Below are 14,779 nucleotides of genomic sequence, written 5' to 3' on the forward strand. Positions count from 1 at the left end.
TCACTCCATCTGGGTCTGGATCTAGGCTACTCGTATGGCCGGGGGCCGCCGACCGTCAGGCCACCGGCTCGGCCGAGGAGGACGCGGCCGCCGGGGCGAGGATGATGATCGCCGCGCCCACGAGCGCGACCGCCGACCCGACCCAGTCCCAGACCGTGGGACGGAAACCGTCGACGATGATGCCCCAGGCGAGGGATCCGGCGATGAAGATCCCACCGTACGCGGCGAGCACCCTGCCGAAGTTCGCGTCGGGCTGGAGCGCCGCGACGAAGCCGTACGCCCCCAGCGCCATGACCCCCAGGACCGCGAAAAGCCAACCGCGGTCCTCCTTGACGGCCTGCCAGATGAGCCAGGCACCGCCGATCTCGGCGACGGCGGCGAGGACGAACAGCACGACGATGCGGAAGACGGTCACCACCTCAGTGTGTCAGGACACACGAGGACGGCTTCGCGAACGACGGGGCGCCGCAACCGTCGGACCGGACGGTAGCGTGGCCCCATGACCCGGACGATCGCCCGCTGGATCCTCGCTCTCGCCCTCGGCGCCGTCGGCGTGCTGCACTTCACGCAGACGCGCGGCTTCCGGGTGGTGGTGCCCGACTGGGCGACCGAGGCGACGCGGATGGACAAGGATGCCATCGTGATCGCGTCGGGCGCCGTCGAGGTCGCGCTCGCCGCGGGGCTGATCGCGCTGCCGCGGGAGCGCCGCCGGATCGGCTGGGCGACGGCGGGGTTCTTCGCCACGGTCTTCCCCGGCAACTGGCATCAGTGGCGCACCGGCCGCTCCACTCCGGGGCTCGACACGGACGCGCGTCGGTTCGGCCGTCTCTTCCTGCAACCGGCCCTGATCGCCTGGGCTCTGTGGGCGACGCGATGACCTCCCCCTCGATCATCTGGTTCCGCGACGACCTCCGCCTCGCCGACCATCCGGCGCTGCGTGCCGCGATGGATCGGGACGCGCCCGTGATCGCGCTGTTCGTGCTCGACGAGGAGTCGCCGGGGATCCGCCCGCTCGGAGGTGCCGCGAAGTGGTGGCTGCATCACTCGCTGGCCTCCCTCGACGAGCGGCTGCGCGAGAAGGGCGCCCGGCTCGTGCTGCGGCGCGGCCCGGCCGAGCGCGTGGTGCGCGAGGTCGTCACGGAGAGCGGGGCGGGCGCCGTCTACTGGAACCGTCGATACGGGCGACCGGAGCGGGAGATCGACGCGGCGCTGAAGAGCTCGCTGCGCGATCAGGGCCTGACGGTGGAGTCGTTCGCGGGCTCCCTGCTGCACGAGCCGTGGACCGTCACCACGGGCAGCGGCACGCACTACTCCGTCTTCACCCCGTTCTGGCGCGCCTGCCGCGCACTGCCCGCGCCCCGTGCTCCCCTGCCGGAGCCGCGCGAACTCGACGGAGTGGCGCGACCGCCGCGCTCCGATGCCCCGGGCGACTGGGAACTGCTGCCCACGACACCGGATTGGGCGGGCGGGCTCCGCGACACCTGGGAGCCGGGCGAGCCGGCAGCACGACGGCGGCTGCGACACTTCCTCGACCACGATCTCCCGGCGTACGACGCGGCCAGGGACGCGCCGGCCGCCGGCGCGACCTCCCTGCTCTCCCCCCGGCTGCGCTGGGGCGAGCTGAGCCCGTTCACCGTGTGGGCCGAGGCGACCCGGGTCGAGGGCTCGGCACGGTTCCTGTCCGAGCTCGGCTGGCGCGAGTTCGCCTGGCACACGCTCTACCACTTCCCCGATCTGGCGACGAAGAACCTCCGGCCCGAGTTCGATGCGTTCCCCTGGCCGGGACTCGACCCGCGGCAGCTGGATGCCTGGCAGCACGGCGAGACCGGGATCCCCCTCGTCGACGCGGGGATGCGCGAGCTGTGGCACACCGGATACATGCACAACCGGGTGCGGATGGTGACCGCGTCCTTCCTCATCAAGAACCTGCTGATCGACTGGCGGCTCGGCGAGGAGTGGTTCTGGGACACGCTGGTCGATGCAGACGGCGCCAACAACGCCTTCAACTGGCAGTGGGTCGCGGGATCGGGTGCGGATGCGGCCCCGTACTTCCGCGTCTTCAACCCGGAGCTGCAGGCGAAGAAGTTCGACGGGGACGGAGAATATGTCACGCGGTGGGCCGCCGATGCCCCGACCGCGCCGATCGTCGACCTGGGCGAGACGCGCAAGGTGGCACTCGCGGCGTACGACGAGGTCAAGCGCGCCGCGGGCTCCGCGCGGCGCTGACCACCGACACCGGCGGGTAGACCGCGCGCGAGCCGGTAGCCGCCCACCGCGTTCACCCCCGCACGGCCGCGGGGAGGGCGCCGACCTCCGGCGAGGCTGCGAGGTCGAGGCCGGCGGTCAGTGTGGCCCGCGGCGACGAGCCGCAGCCGCCGCGGATCCGACTCCGTCGAGCACCGGCGCTCCGTGGCCGGTCAGCACCACCCTGGCTCCGGTCGCCGCCAGCGTCTCGAGGGAGTCGATGGCTGCCTCAGGATCGGCGGTGGCCGCGTTCGCGACGATCTGCGGGCCCTCCTCTCCCGTGTAGGGATCGAGGGTCACCAGGGCGTCGCCGGCGATCAGCACGCCCTGCGACTCGAACAGGTAGGCGCAGTGCCCGTCGGTGTGACCCGGCGTCCACAGCGCGACCGGAGCACCGGGCACGTCGACCGGGTGCCCATGCGTCACCTGCGGCTGCGCCTCGACGCCGCGCACGGTCAGCGCGCCGGCGGCCGCCATGCGAGTGATCACGGGGATGCCCCGGGGGTGCCCGAGCACGTAGAGGAGACGTGGTGTCGCGGGGCGATAGCGGTACGGGTGCCGGGCGAGTGCCGCATCGCCCGGGTGCACCACCACGGTCACGCCGTCGCCCTGCAGGGCCCGAGCAGTGCCGACGTGGTCGAAGTGGCCGTGGGTGAGCACGACCGCGTCGATGTCGCTCCGCCGGGCCCCGAGATGCCCGAGCAGTTCCGACAGCACCTTCCCGGTGCGCGGCAATCCGGCATCGAAGAGCGTGATGCCGTCGGCGGACTGCATCAGATAGCAGTTCACGTCGGCCACGGATAGGCGGAAGAACCCGGGCGCGACCTCTGACCAGCCGCTCCGCTCGCTCATGAATCGCCTCCCGCGTCGTCCGCGGGGCCGCGCCCCGCGTCGAAGTTCCGCTCGTACCGATCCCGCGCCTCGACGAGCACGGACGCGTCAAGGACCGCGATCGGCTCGACGTCGCGCAGCAGCGGTTCGCAATCCGGACCGCGCCCGCAGATCTCCCCGCGCAGGATCCAGGCGATGCGTGTCGGGTCCTTCTCCGCGAGGTGCTGATACTGGCACAGCTGCCGCGCAAGCCAGTCCTCCAGCGGCCTGGTCCACCAGCGCTCCGCGTCGAGGGGGTTCACGGACAGGCCCGGGAGCTCCAGTCCGCTCTCCGAGTCGAGGCTGGAACGGCGCCGGTCGTCCTCCGGCCCGTCGGAGTACCGTACGTGCAGGCCGCGGTAGGCGCGCACCACCGCGGCGAGTTGGGCGAGACGGGTGATGCGGCGAAGGCCGGTGGCGGGGTCACGCTCGGCCGAGATCGCGGGAGTGCACGTCTGCGCCGACGTCGTTTCGGACATGGCCCGACGGTACGGAGGAGGCGCCGGCGGAGCACGGGGATTGACAACACTCGGAGAAGGGCTGCCGTGCCCGGGCGCGTGAAGCTACTCCGGCTGGCTCTCGCCGTCAACGGGCTCTCGTTGCGCACCCGGCGGTCTTACCTTCGGGCCACCGCACCGAGCACTGCTGAGGAGAGAACAATGCGCGCCATGACGTACCGCGGACCGTACAAGGTCCAGGTCGCTGAGAAACCGGAACCGCGGATCGAGCACCCCAACGACGCGATCGTTCGGGTGACGCACGCCGCGATCTGCGGGTCGGATCTGCACCTGTACCACGGCATGATGCCGGACACCCGGATCGGGCACACGTTCGGCCACGAGATCGTGGGCGTCGTACACGAGGTCGGATCCTCAGTGCAGAGCCTCTCGGTCGGAGTCCGGGTGATGGTGCCGTTCAACATCGCGTGCGGCTCCTGCTACTTCTGCACCCGCGGCCTCTTCTCGAACTGCCACAACGTGAACCCCAATGCCACGGCCGTGGGCGGCATCTACGGCTACTCCCACACGACGGGTGGCTATGACGGCGGGCAGGCGGAGTTCGTGCGCGTGCCCTTCGCCGACGTGGGACCCTCCGTCGTGCCGGACTGGCTCTCGTCGGAGGATGCGCTACTGCTCACCGACGCGTTCTCCACCGGGTACTTCGGCGCGCAGCTCGGCGACATCGCGGAGGGCGACACCGTCGCGGTCTTCGGTGCCGGACCCGTGGGTCTGGCCGCCGCCCGCTCGGCCTGGTTCCTCGGCGCAGGCCGGGTGATCGTCCTCGACCACCTGGATTACCGGCTCGACAAGGCCAGGGACTTCGCGTTCGCCGAGACGATGCACATCGGCGAGGTCGGCGACCCCGTGCTCGCCATGAAGAAGGCGACCGGATACCTGGGTGCAGATGTGGCGATCGACGCCGTGGGTGCGGAGGCGGACGGCAACCTCATCCAGCACGTGACGGCGGCCAAGCTCAAGCTCCAGGGCGGCTCCCCCGTCGCCGTGAACTGGGCGATCGACTCCGTGCGCAAGGGCGGCACGGTGTCGCTGATCGGCGCGTACGGTCCGCTGGTGTCCGCTGTGCGTCTCGGCGACGCGATGAACAAGGGCCTCACGATCCGCGGCAATCAGGCACCGGTCCTGCGGCAGTGGCCGCGACTGCTCGAGCACATCCAGGCTGGTCACGTGCGGCCGAGCGAGCTCCTGACGCACCGCTTCCCGCTCGAGCACATCGCCGAGGCCTACCACGTGTTCTCCAGCAAGCTGGACGACTGCATCAAACCCGTCATCACGATCGGAGAGGACTGAGCCATGCCGTACGAAGCGCACAAGCCGACGCTGGCACCGACAGCGGACGAGCTCCGCGACCGCATCCCGGGCTGGGGCACCGACCTTCCCCCCGAGCACCGCCGCACGTGGCAGCAGCTCGAGGACTACGGCGACACGGGTGCGCACTGGACGCGCCCGGATCCGCAGCCCGGCAGGGAGGGACGGGAACACTCCATCGAGCACGCGATGGTGCCTCCGGTGTTCGGTACGGCGCAACCGCTGCACGGCATCTCCGGAAGTGTGCGTCGCTTCGCCTACGACCACTTCAGCGAGACGAAGAACACGCGCTGGCTGCTGCTCGTGATCGGCGACCGCATCGAGGCCGTCGGGGCGCACGTGCGATCCCTGGCAACGCCGCGGCCCGACAACCCGATCACGCAGACCGGCATCCTCGCGGAGCCGCGGCACCGTCCGCTCACCTCGCGGTTCGGGCGGGGACGGGTCGACGTCCGGCACACCTGGCTCGACCCGATCATCGTGGCAGGGCCCTGGGTCGTCGCCGTCGTGATGACGGTCTCCCTCGTACGCACGGTGTTCCGCCGCGGTTGACCAGACGGTCGAGCGCTTCCCTGAAACGCGAAAAACCCCCGGGATCCCGGGGGTTTTTGGTGGTGCGCGATACTGGGATCGAACCAGTGACCTCTTCCGTGTCAGGGAAGCGCGCTACCGCTGCGCCAATCGCGCCCGTTGGGGCTATTCAGTTTCAGGTGAGGTGGCGACGGGATTCGAACCCGTGTAAACGGCTTTGCAGGCCGGTGCCTAGCCGCTCGGCCACGCCACCGTGTGGATTGACCCCACGTGCTGCCGATCTTCGAGAAGACCTACTGCACTCGAGCGGATGACGAGACTCGAACTCGCGACCCCAACCTTGGCAAGGTTGTGCGCTACCAACTGCGCTACATCCGCATTTCGTTCCCGGTTGTCCCGGGCACTCATGAAACATTAGCCGATGAATCCCCGCCTGCCAAACCCGGACCGAATCTCGCGCGTGTCTCGCGGAGTGGTCATCGGAGGCTCCGAGCGTCCGGTAGTATCGGTTGACGTACCCCGCGGGTATGGGCGATTGGCGCAGTTGGTAGCGCGCTTCCTTCACACGGAAGAGGTCATCGGTTCGAGTCCGGTATCGCCCACCACATTCTCCTTCGCAGGCTCACTGCCCCTCAGAGGATTCGTCCGTCTCCCGGTCGCGATACGCGCAGCCAGCGGTAGCCGTAAGCCGGCACCTCGAGCTCCACGGCTCCATCGTCGTCGAGCGTGATGCGCTGCGCCTCCAACAGGTCGACCAGAGCCGTCCCCGCGGGTTCATCCGCGAGGCGGAACCGCGTCGTGGCTGGACGCTCGGCGAAGTTGTGCACCGCGATCATCCGGCCGAGGGCGGCCCGCAGCGAGTGCACGAGGAGCGCGTCCACCGGCTGCTCGACCACCGCGAACTCGCCCCAGCCCAGCTCCGGTGACACCCGGTACCGCGACGTGAGCTCGCGGAGGAAGTGCAGCAGCGACCCGCGGTCCTCCAGCTGCGCGGCGACGTTCACGTGCTCGGGCGCGTAGCCGTCTGCGGGTGGCTTCGACACCAGTCGGGAGGGGGCGGCGTCCGAGAACCCGCCGTTCCGGTCCGCCGACCACTGCATGGGGGTGCGCACGGACTCCCGCCCGGCGATGTCGATGTTCTCCCCCATCCCGATCTCCTCCCCGTAGAACAGCACGGGGGTCCCGGGGAGCGTGAACAGCAGGCTGTACGCCATGCGGATCCGGCGGGGATCGCCCTCGAGCATCGGGGGCAGACGGCGGGTGATGCCACGCCCGAACACCCGCTGCCGCTCGTCCGGGGCGAACGCCTCGAACACCTCCTGGCGCTCGGCGTCGCTCAGCTTGTCGAGCGTGAGCTCGTCGTGGTTGCGCAGGAAGTTCGCCCACTGCACCTCGGGACCCAACGCCGGCCGCGAGGAGAGCGCCTCGATGAGCGGCGCCGGATCGCGCCGCGCCAACGACAGGTACAGCGCCTGCATCGCCACGAAGTCGAACTGCATCGTGAGTTCGTCGCCGTCCGTGCCGCCGAAGTACTCGACCTGCTGGTCATACGGCAGGTTCACCTCGCCGAGCAGGATCGCCTCGCTCGAGCGTCGCTGGAGGAAGCGGCGCATATCCCGCAGGAGTTCGTGCGGGTCGGGGATGTCGGCTCCGACTGGGATCTCCAGGAAGAAGGGCACCGCGTCGACCCGGAACCCGGAGATGCCGAGCTGCAACCAGAAGCCGATCACCTTCGCGATCTCGTCGCGCACGCGGGGATTGGCCACGTTCAGATCCGGCTGATGCTCGTAGAAGCTGTGCTGGTACCACTGCCCCGACTTCTCGTCCTTCGTCCAGATCCCGTCGGCCTGTCCGGGGAACACCGCGTTCTTCTGGCCCTTCGGCGGTGCGTCGTCTCGCCACACGTAGTAGTCGCGGTACGGCGAGTCCACACTGCGGATCGCGGCGCGGAACCACGGATGCCGATCGGAGGTGTGGTTGATGACCAGGTCGACGATCACGCGCATGCCGCGGTCGCGCGCCGTGCGGATCACCTCCACGAGATCGCCGTGCGAGCCCAGGCGCGGATCGACGCCGTAGAAGTCGCTCACGTCGTAGCCGTCATCGCGGTCGGGGGTGGGATAGAACGGCATGAGCCACAGGCACGTCACCCCCAACTGCGCGAGGTAGTCGATGCGCTGCGCGAGGCCCCGGAGGTCGCCCACCCCGTCGCCGCTCGTGTCCAGGAACGTCTCCACGTCGAGGCAGTAGACGACGGCGGTCTTCCACCAGAGGTCGCTCGTGTCGGTGATCTTCACAGCAGCTCCTTCATCCGGGGCAGCACCGCATCGGCCGCGGCGGCCAGAAAGCCGGACTGCTCCTGTCCGACGTGGTGGAGGTACACGCGGTCGAAGCCGATCCCGGCGAGTGCGGCGACCCGCTCCGCGAGCGCCACGGGATCGTGCTCGACCAGTACCGCCGACCGCAGCGCCTTCTCGTCGACCGCGCCCACCGCGGCGTCGAAGTCCTCCGGCTGCTCGATGTTCCACGCGAGTGGCGGCGTCAGCACGCCCTGTCGCCACTGCGTGCGGGCGAGGTCGAGAGCCTCGGCGTCGGTATCGGCCCAGCTGACGTGCACCTGCAGGACGCACGGCCCCTCTCCGCCCGCCGACCGGTACGCGTCCACCACGCGGGCGAGCGCCGCGGGCTCCTGCGCCACAGTCGCCAGGCCCTGAGCCCACGATGCCGCCCATCGCGCCGTCTCCGCGCTCACCGCGGTTGCGAGCAGGGGCGGCGGCTGCGTGGGACGGCTCCACACCCGCGCCCGATGCACGCGCACGAGCCCGTCGTGCGTGACCTCCTCGCCGTCCAGCAGCAGGCGGATCACGTCGACGCTCTCCCGCAGCCGGCGGTTGCGGACCTCCTTGCTCGGCCACGGGTCGCCCGTGACGTGCTCGTTCATCGCCTCCCCGCTGCCCAGCGCCGCCCAGAACCGCCAGGGGAACATCTCCTCCAGCGTCGCGAACGCCTGCGCCATCACCACCGGGTGATACCGCTGTCCCGGCGCGTTCACCATCCCGATCGAGAAGCTCGTGCGTGCCAGCGCCGCCGCGATCCAGCTCAGCGCGAATCCCGACTCGCCCTGCTCCGGCAGCCACGGCGCGAGATGGTCGGAGCACATCGCGCCGTCGAACCCTGCGGCTTCCGCGGCGACGACGGCGTCGAGAAGCGCGCTCGGGGGGATCTGCTCGTGTGACGCGTGGAATCCGATGAAGGCCATATCGCGAGTGTGGCAACTCCGACCGCGCCGGGCGCCGTGCTTGACATGAACGCTCGGTGATGGCAGGAGCGTCCGTTCTCGGGCGGTGCGCCCGAGGGCGACCGTGGACCGCGTGTCGGCCACCCTCCGTAGGATGCCGCTGTGCCCACCCCCGGTCCCCTCCCCTCCCCGTGCGGCCTCTGCGGTCACCCCACGGGAGTCCGCATCGACGGGGCCCTGCATTGCGCGGCCTGCGGATGGCGCTACGGTGATGCGCCTGACCCCGACCTCCCGTTCCCCCGCATCGACGTCGTCTACTACCTCCGCTTCGACGAGCGGGTCAAGATCGGCACCAGCCGCCGGCCACGGCAGCGCCTGGCGAGCATCCGCCACCACGAGCTGCTGGCCTTCGAGCAGGGCGGGCGTGCCCTCGAGCAGCAGCGCCACCGCGAGTTCGCCGCGGAACGCGAGGGCGGAGAGTGGTTCACGCTCACCCCTCGCGTGCGCGCACACATCGCCGGGCTGCGCGACGCGGGCGAGCCGTGGCTGCTCTACGCACGCTGGCTGAGCACGGCACTCCGCGCCTGATCCCGTACCACCGCCTCGGCTCCCGCACCAGGGCCTGGTCGCCGGGCGGCGATCGCGAGAGCATGCCGACAGCGGGACGCGACCGGCGACCCGTGCACGAGAGGAGCCGACATGACCGGACGAGAGAACACCCCCGCCGACGACCTGAGCGCTCAGGACCCCCTCGCGGGCGACGGCAGCGGCGACCCGAACACCGACCGGGAGTTCCTGCAGGATCTGCCGCCCGCGCAGGTCGACACCGAGCAGGTCGCCGAGCACGCCGCGGACGACGACGAAGACGCCTGACCGCGGACGGAGGAGCCATGGGGACGCTGCGCTACTCGATCAACGTGACGCTCGACGGCTCGTGCCACCACGAGGCCGGGCTGCCGCCCGACGAGGAGTCGATGCGCTACTGGACCGCGCAGGTGCGTGAGGCCGACGCCATGCTGTTCGGCCGGGTGACGTACGAGCTCATGGAGTCCGCGTGGCGCCGCCCCGCCTCCGGCACGTGGCCGGAGTGGATGCGCCCGTGGGAGGTGCCGTTCGCCACGGCCATCGACCGCGCCCGCAAGTACGTGGTCTCGAGCGGCCTCGACGCGGTCGACTGGAACGCCGAACTGCTCCGCGGCGACCTCGTCCAGCAGGTCGCACGGCTCAAGACCGAGCACGCACGGCTGTCGGTGGGCGGCGTGACCCTTCCCGTCGCCCTCGCCCAGCACGGCCTCATCGACGAGTACGAGTTCCTGGTGCACCCGGTCGTCGCCGGACACGGGCCTCCGCTGCTCGGCGGGCTCACGGGGCAGCTGCGCCTCGAGCTCGTGGAGCGCCGGGAGCTGCGCTCGGGCGCCGTCGTCACCCGGTACCGGCCTGCGAGCTGACCGGCGTCCCGCGCGCACGGAGACGGCGGGCGGCCGCTGTCTGGCTGACCACCCGCCGCCGTTCCGCGGGGATGTCACGCGGTCGCCGCGCGCCCCCGGGTGGTCTGCGGCTGCGGCTGCGAGAACAGCACGACCACGATCACGGCCGCGCCCACGACCACGTGCGGAAGCCAGACGTTCAGGGGCTGGTCGGCGAACCCGAACAGCCACGGCGAGAGCGCCAGGAACAGGCTCGCGACGATGTCGAACACCAGGTGCACGGGCATCGGGATGAGCCCGAACGGACCCCATTCGTACTTCGTGAACAGACTGTAGACGATGAGCCCGACGCCGAGGACGATCGGGATGACGACGGCGGCACCGCCGACACTCGCGAAGCCGAACAGCCAGGGCGCGGCGATCAGGGCGATCCCGACGACGTAGTCGAGGATTCCGTGGACCTTGGTGGGGATGAAACGCATGATTCCTCCTTGTGTGGCGCCGCTGTGCGCGACTCACCAAGGGTTCGCAGCCATCGCCCGATCGGATTGGATGTCGCGGATCGGTGCGCGCGCGTCAGGCCCGCGCCCACCCGTAGCGGGCGGCCAGGGCCGAGGCGACCCTGGCGTAGCGCTGGCGGTCGAGCGCAGCCGCCTCCCTCCGCAACCCGCGCTCGTGCACGCTGTACAACTGCTCGATGTCCACCCACGACTCGCGACCCTGGGCGTCCCAGGCGCCGGAGCCGATCGAGAGGTAGTCGCGGTCGCCGTCATGCGGACGGCTGGTCATCCGTACGGCGTACACACGGTCGTCGGACTGCCGCCCGATCACGAGCACCGGCCGGTCCTTCCCCCGCCCGTCCTCCTCCTCGTACGGCACCCACGTCCATACGACCTCGCCGGCGTCGGGGGCCCCGTCCCGTGCCGGGGCGTAGGCGACGCGGAGCGCGCGGATCCGCGCGGGGTCGATCCTGATCGTCTCGGTCCCGGTGGTCCGCCCGGCATCGAGCGTGTCCGCCTGTCGCGGTGAGCCGTGGCGGGCGGCCTGCTCTTCAGGTGTGCGCAGACGCGCGGTCGGGCGCCTCGGACCGGAGGTGGTCCGAGACGCCCGACCGGAGTTCACCGCCTTGAGCAGGATCTCCGCGAGTGTCGTCAGGATGCCGTTGGTCTTGCCCACACGGTCACCCTAACCGCGATCACGCGTCCGCGAGCGCGTAGCCCTCCTCGCCGTGGACGACCTGGTCGACGCCGGCGATCTCGTCCTCGCTCGTGATCCGGAAGCCGATCGTCTTCTGGATCGCGAAGCCGATCACGAAGGCCACCACGAAGGAGTAGATCAGCACGCCGAGCGCGGCGATCACCTGGACCGCGAGCTGACGGGCGTCGCCGCCCACGAACAGGCCGGTGCCGGTGGCGAAGAAGCCGAGGTACACGGTGCCGATGAGTCCGCCGACGAGGTGGATGCCCACGACGTCGAGCGAGTCGTCGAAGCCCAGGCGGAACTTCAGCTCGACGGCCAGCGCGCACACCACACCGGCGACCGCGCCCAGCAGCAGCGACCAGCCGGGCGTGAGGTTGGCGCAGGCCGGGGTGATCGCGACCAGACCGGCCACGGCACCCGAGGCGGCGCCGACCGAGGTCGCCTTGCCGTCCTTGATGCGCTCGATCAGGATCCAGCCGAGGATCGCCGCCGCCGTCGCACCGAGCGTGTTCAGGCCGATGAGCCCGACGCCGCCCATGTCCTCCGCGAGCCACTCGGCGCCGGCGTTGAAGCCGAACCAGCCGAACCACAGCAGCGCGGCGCCCAGCAGCGTCAGCGGCACGTTGTGCGGCTTGAGGATGCCCTTCTGGAAGCCGATCCGCTTGCCGAGCACGAGCGCGAGCGCCAGAGCCGCCGCACCCGCGTTGATGTGCACCGCGGTCCCACCGGCGTAGTCGATCACGCCGATGCCGCTGTCCTCACCGAACAGCGTCGTGCCGAGGTTCATGATCCAGCCGCCGCCCCAGACCCACGCCGCCACCGGGAAGTAGCCGACCGTGGCGAACACGCCAGCGAAGATCAGCCAGCTGCCGAACTTGGCGCGGTCGGCGATGGCGCCGGAGATCAGGGCGACCGTGATGATCGCGAACGTGGCACCGTAGGCGACGCCCAGGAGCGCGACGTTCGATCCCTCGCCCGATGCCAGGTTCGAGAGGCCGAAGTCGGCGAACGGGTTGCCCGCGAACGCGGTCGGGCTGTCGACGGCGCTCATGGAGAAGCCGAAGAGAATCCACAGCACGGCGACGAGTCCGATGGAGCCGAAGCTCATCATCATCATGCTGACGACGCTCTTCGCCTTGACGAGACCGCCGTAGAAGAAGGCGACGCCGGGCGTCATGAGCAGAACGAGCGCCGTCGCGGTGATCGCCCACGAGATGTTGCCGGGAGCATCCATAAGGAAAACCTCACATCCGAAGTAATTGAGAGCTTCAGTGTGACCACGCACGGTTTCGCCCATGCGTGAGGTTTGTTTCCCCGCTGTTACAGCGTGCGCTCCGGTGTGAACATCGCGTTACGCCGCCCTTCGGGCTTACGCAGAATGCGTGAGGGCGTTGAGGCGGGAGATGGCGCGCAGGTACTTCTTGCGATATCCGCCGGCGAGCATCTCGTCGGAGAACACCGCATCCAGACCCAGGCCGGTCGCGACGATGGGGAGCTGCGCGTCGTACACCCGGTCGACGAACGCCACGAAGCGCAGCGCCTCGGACTGATCGGTCAGCTGGCGCACGCCGCGGAGGCCCACCAGCGCGAGGCCGTCGATGAGGCGGATGTACCGCGAGGGGTGCACCTGGGCGAGGTGCCGGATCAGGTCGTCGAACGCGTCGTCGGACGCGGGCCCCACGGCCCCGTCGATCGCTGCCGCGTAGGCCGCATCATCCCGGACGACCGCGTGGCCGTCGATCGCCCGCTGACGGAAGTCCACGCCGTCGATGCGCAGCGTCTGGAAGCTGTCGGACATCGCGTGGATCTCGCGCAGGAAGTCCTGCGCGGCGAAGCGCCCCTCCCCCAGCGCGTTCGGCGGCGTGTTCGACGTCGCGGCGAGCTTGGTCCCGGTGGGCACCAGCTCGCCCAGCAGCCGTGTCATGACCATGGTGTCGCCCGGGTCGTCGAGCTCGAACTCGTCGATGCACAGCAGATCGGCGCCCTTGAGCAGGTCGACCGTGTTCTTGTAGCCGAGGGCCCCGACGAGCGCCGTGTACTCGATGAACGACCCGAAGTACTTCCGGCGGGCGGGCATCGCGTGGTAGATCGACGCGAGCAGGTGCGTCTTGCCGACACCGAAGCCACCGTCGAGGTAGACGCCCGGCTTGAGCTCCGGCTCCTTCTTCGCCCTGCTGAACAGTCCCCCGCGCTTGACCGGGGCGCCGCGGCCCGAGAAGCGCAGCAGCGTCTGCTTCGCCTCCTCCTGCGAGGGATACGCGGGGTCGGCGCGGTAGCTGTCGAACGTGGCCTCGTCGAACTGGGGCGGCGGCACCAGGCTCGCGAGCATCTCGGGCCCGGTGACGGTGGGCGTGCGGTCGGTGAGGTGCACGGTGCCGGTGCGGGTGGTCGGGTCGGTCATCACGGTCCTGAATCAGGCGGCGGCCTGTGTCGAAGTCTTACGGATCCGGTGCCGGGGGCACGGGGAGCATCTATCGTCGAAAGAGACGGATCAACACTACGCCGTCTTACCCGACCGCTCGCCCGCTCACCCGCTACGGAGACCCCATGGCCATCGAGTTCGACTCCTCCTCCAAGTTCGCCGAGTATGCCGAGCCCGGACGGCTCGTGACGACGCAGTGGCTGGCGGAGCGGCTCGGCACTCCCGGGCTCGTCGTGGTGGAGTCGGACGAGGATGTGCTGCTCTACGAGACCGGCCACATCCCCGGTGCCGTGAAGGTCGACTGGCACACGGAGCTGAACGACCCCGTGGTCAGGGACTACGTCGACGGCGAGGGCTTCGCGGCGCTGCTGAGCCGCAAGGGCATCGCCCGCGACGACACGGTCGTGATCTACGGCGACAAGAACAACTGGTGGGCGGCGTACGCGCTGTGGGTGTTCTCGCTCTTCGGGCACGAGGACGTGCGACTGCTCGACGGAGGCCGTGACCGCTGGATCGCGGAGGGTCGCGAGCTGACCCGCGAGGTCACCGAGCGCCCGACGACCGAGTACCCGGTGGTGGAGCGCGACGACTCCGTGATCCGCGCCTACAAGGAGGACGTCCTCGCCCACCTCGGCAACCCGCTCATCGACGTCCGCTCCCCCGAGGAGTACAGCGGCGAGCGGACCACCGCCCCCGCCTACCCGGAGGAGGGCACGCTGCGCGCCGGCCACATCCCGACCGCCCAGAGCGTGCCGTGGGCCAAGGCGGTCGCAGAGGACGGCGGCTTCAAGAGCCGCGCCGAGCTCGACGCGATCTACCGCGACGGCGCCGGGCTGAAGGACGGCGACGACGTGGTGGCCTACTGCCGGATCGGCGAGCGGTCGAGCCACACGTGGTTCGTGCTGAAGCACCTCCTCGGCTTCGAGAACGTGCGCAACTACGACGGATCCTGGACCGAGTGGGGCAGCGCGGTGCGCGTTCCGATCGTCACCGGAGCCGAGCCCGGCACGGTCTGACCGTG

General features: G+C 70.2%; 17 protein-coding genes and 4 tRNA genes. 9 read left to right on the forward strand and 12 right to left on the reverse strand.

The genetic code is table 11. The features are described 5' to 3' along the window. Positions 1–55: 55 nt before the first annotated feature. Positions 56–415, reverse strand: coding sequence for a YnfA family protein (locus ACFWCH_RS14560; RefSeq protein ID WP_136033613.1), 360 nt, complete (start codon positions 413–415; stop codon positions 56–58). Between the two features lie 84 nt (positions 416–499). On the opposite strand from ACFWCH_RS14560, the gene ACFWCH_RS14565 reads away from it, so the two are divergent. After that, a complete protein-coding gene (locus tag ACFWCH_RS14565; RefSeq protein ID WP_378803713.1) occupies positions 500–877 on the forward strand; it encodes a hypothetical protein in 378 nt (125 codons plus the stop codon). After that, positions 874–2,226 carry a cryptochrome/photolyase family protein gene (locus tag ACFWCH_RS14570; RefSeq protein WP_378803714.1) on the forward strand — a complete coding sequence of 451 codons (1,353 nt, stop codon included), beginning with the start codon at positions 874–876 and terminating at the stop codon, positions 2,224–2,226. The genes ACFWCH_RS14565 and ACFWCH_RS14570 overlap by 4 nt, the downstream gene beginning before the upstream one ends. Before the next feature lie 117 nt (positions 2,227–2,343). Here ACFWCH_RS14570 and ACFWCH_RS14575 read toward each other — a convergent pair whose 3' ends face one another. Beyond that, the gene (locus ACFWCH_RS14575) at positions 2,344–3,096 is read right to left on the reverse strand and encodes an MBL fold metallo-hydrolase (RefSeq protein ID WP_378803715.1); all 753 of its coding nucleotides are present in this window, start codon (positions 3,094–3,096) and stop codon (positions 2,344–2,346) included. Further along, positions 3,093–3,593 (reverse strand): DUF6098 family protein, encoded by a 501-nt coding sequence (locus ACFWCH_RS14580; RefSeq protein ID WP_240745332.1) that lies wholly within the window; start codon positions 3,591–3,593, stop codon positions 3,093–3,095. The genes ACFWCH_RS14575 and ACFWCH_RS14580 overlap by 4 nt, the downstream gene beginning before the upstream one ends. A 180-nt stretch (positions 3,594–3,773) precedes the next feature. On the opposite strand from ACFWCH_RS14580, the gene ACFWCH_RS14585 reads away from it, so the two are divergent. Together ACFWCH_RS14585 and ACFWCH_RS14590 are read left to right on the forward strand one after the other, a co-directional pair. Next, on the forward strand, positions 3,774–4,922 hold the full coding sequence (locus ACFWCH_RS14585; RefSeq protein WP_378803716.1) for a zinc-dependent alcohol dehydrogenase: 1,149 nt from the start codon (positions 3,774–3,776) through the stop codon (positions 4,920–4,922). Positions 4,923–4,925: 3 nt separating this feature from the next. Beyond that, positions 4,926–5,492 (forward strand): hypothetical protein, encoded by a 567-nt coding sequence (locus ACFWCH_RS14590; RefSeq protein ID WP_136036113.1) that lies wholly within the window; start codon positions 4,926–4,928, stop codon positions 5,490–5,492. 60 nt (positions 5,493–5,552) lie between these two features. Here the strand turns inward: ACFWCH_RS14590 and ACFWCH_RS14595 are convergent. The 3 genes from ACFWCH_RS14595 to ACFWCH_RS14605 all read right to left on the reverse strand — a co-directional run bounded on the left by ACFWCH_RS14595 (position 5,553) and on the right by ACFWCH_RS14605 (position 5,849). Next, a tRNA-Val gene (locus tag ACFWCH_RS14595) sits at positions 5,553–5,627 on the reverse strand. 26 nt (positions 5,628–5,653) lie between these two features. Beyond that, a tRNA-Cys gene (locus tag ACFWCH_RS14600) sits at positions 5,654–5,724 on the reverse strand. Between the two features lie 52 nt (positions 5,725–5,776). Beyond that, positions 5,777–5,849 (reverse strand) — tRNA-Gly (locus ACFWCH_RS14605). Between the two features lie 151 nt (positions 5,850–6,000). Here ACFWCH_RS14605 and ACFWCH_RS14610 point away from each other — a divergent pair. Next, positions 6,001–6,076, forward strand: a tRNA-Val gene (locus ACFWCH_RS14610). Between the two features lie 27 nt (positions 6,077–6,103). On the opposite strand, the gene ACFWCH_RS14615 is transcribed toward ACFWCH_RS14610, so the two are convergent. Next, positions 6,104–7,768, reverse strand: a complete 1,665-nt coding sequence (locus ACFWCH_RS14615) for an alpha-amylase family protein (protein ID WP_378803717.1) — start codon at positions 7,766–7,768, stop codon at positions 6,104–6,106. Continuing rightward, positions 7,765–8,730, reverse strand: a complete 966-nt coding sequence (locus ACFWCH_RS14620; RefSeq protein WP_247638817.1) for a TIGR03885 family FMN-dependent LLM class oxidoreductase — start codon at positions 8,728–8,730, stop codon at positions 7,765–7,767. Before ACFWCH_RS14620 ends, ACFWCH_RS14615 begins: the two co-directional genes overlap by 4 nt. Positions 8,731–8,871: 141 nt before the next feature. On the opposite strand from ACFWCH_RS14620, the gene ACFWCH_RS14625 reads away from it, so the two are divergent. From ACFWCH_RS14625 to ACFWCH_RS14635, 3 genes are all read left to right on the forward strand, one after another. After that, positions 8,872–9,297 (forward strand): GIY-YIG nuclease family protein, encoded by a 426-nt coding sequence (locus tag ACFWCH_RS14625; RefSeq protein ID WP_136033078.1) that lies wholly within the window; start codon positions 8,872–8,874, stop codon positions 9,295–9,297. A gap of 111 nt (positions 9,298–9,408) precedes the next feature. Beyond that, positions 9,409–9,582 (forward strand): hypothetical protein, encoded by a 174-nt coding sequence (locus ACFWCH_RS14630; protein ID WP_168387310.1) that lies wholly within the window; start codon positions 9,409–9,411, stop codon positions 9,580–9,582. 17 nt (positions 9,583–9,599) lie between these two features. Then, entirely contained in the window at positions 9,600–10,157 is a 558-nt protein-coding gene (locus ACFWCH_RS14635) for a dihydrofolate reductase family protein (protein WP_136036110.1), read from the forward strand. 74 nt (positions 10,158–10,231) lie between these two features. Here the strand turns inward: ACFWCH_RS14635 and ACFWCH_RS14640 are convergent, their stop codons facing one another. From ACFWCH_RS14640 to zapE, 4 genes are all read right to left on the reverse strand, one after another. Then, on the reverse strand, positions 10,232–10,618 hold the full coding sequence (locus ACFWCH_RS14640; RefSeq protein WP_136033075.1) for an SPW repeat protein: 387 nt from the start codon (positions 10,616–10,618) through the stop codon (positions 10,232–10,234). 94 nt (positions 10,619–10,712) lie between these two features. Then, positions 10,713–11,312 (reverse strand): type II toxin-antitoxin system PemK/MazF family toxin, encoded by a 600-nt coding sequence (locus ACFWCH_RS14645; RefSeq protein WP_378803718.1) that lies wholly within the window; start codon positions 11,310–11,312, stop codon positions 10,713–10,715. Between the two features lie 19 nt (positions 11,313–11,331). Further along, entirely contained in the window at positions 11,332–12,570 is a 1,239-nt protein-coding gene (locus ACFWCH_RS14650; RefSeq protein WP_136033071.1) for an ammonium transporter, read from the reverse strand. Positions 12,571–12,705: 135 nt separating this feature from the next. Continuing rightward, the gene (zapE, locus tag ACFWCH_RS14655; protein WP_136036109.1) at positions 12,706–13,737 is read right to left on the reverse strand and encodes a cell division protein ZapE; all 1,032 of its coding nucleotides are present in this window, start codon (positions 13,735–13,737) and stop codon (positions 12,706–12,708) included. 146 nt (positions 13,738–13,883) lie between these two features. Here zapE and ACFWCH_RS14660 point away from each other — a divergent pair, with 146 nt between their 5' ends. Beyond that, positions 13,884–14,774 carry a sulfurtransferase gene (locus ACFWCH_RS14660; protein ID WP_378803719.1) on the forward strand — a complete coding sequence of 297 codons (891 nt, stop codon included), beginning with the start codon at positions 13,884–13,886 and terminating at the stop codon, positions 14,772–14,774. Positions 14,775–14,779: the final 5 nt, after the last annotated feature.

The sequence above is a fragment of the Microbacterium sp. NPDC060132 genome (assembly GCF_042729675.1).
Taxonomy (GTDB): Bacteria; Actinomycetota; Actinomycetes; order Actinomycetales; family Microbacteriaceae; genus Microbacterium; species Microbacterium sufflavum.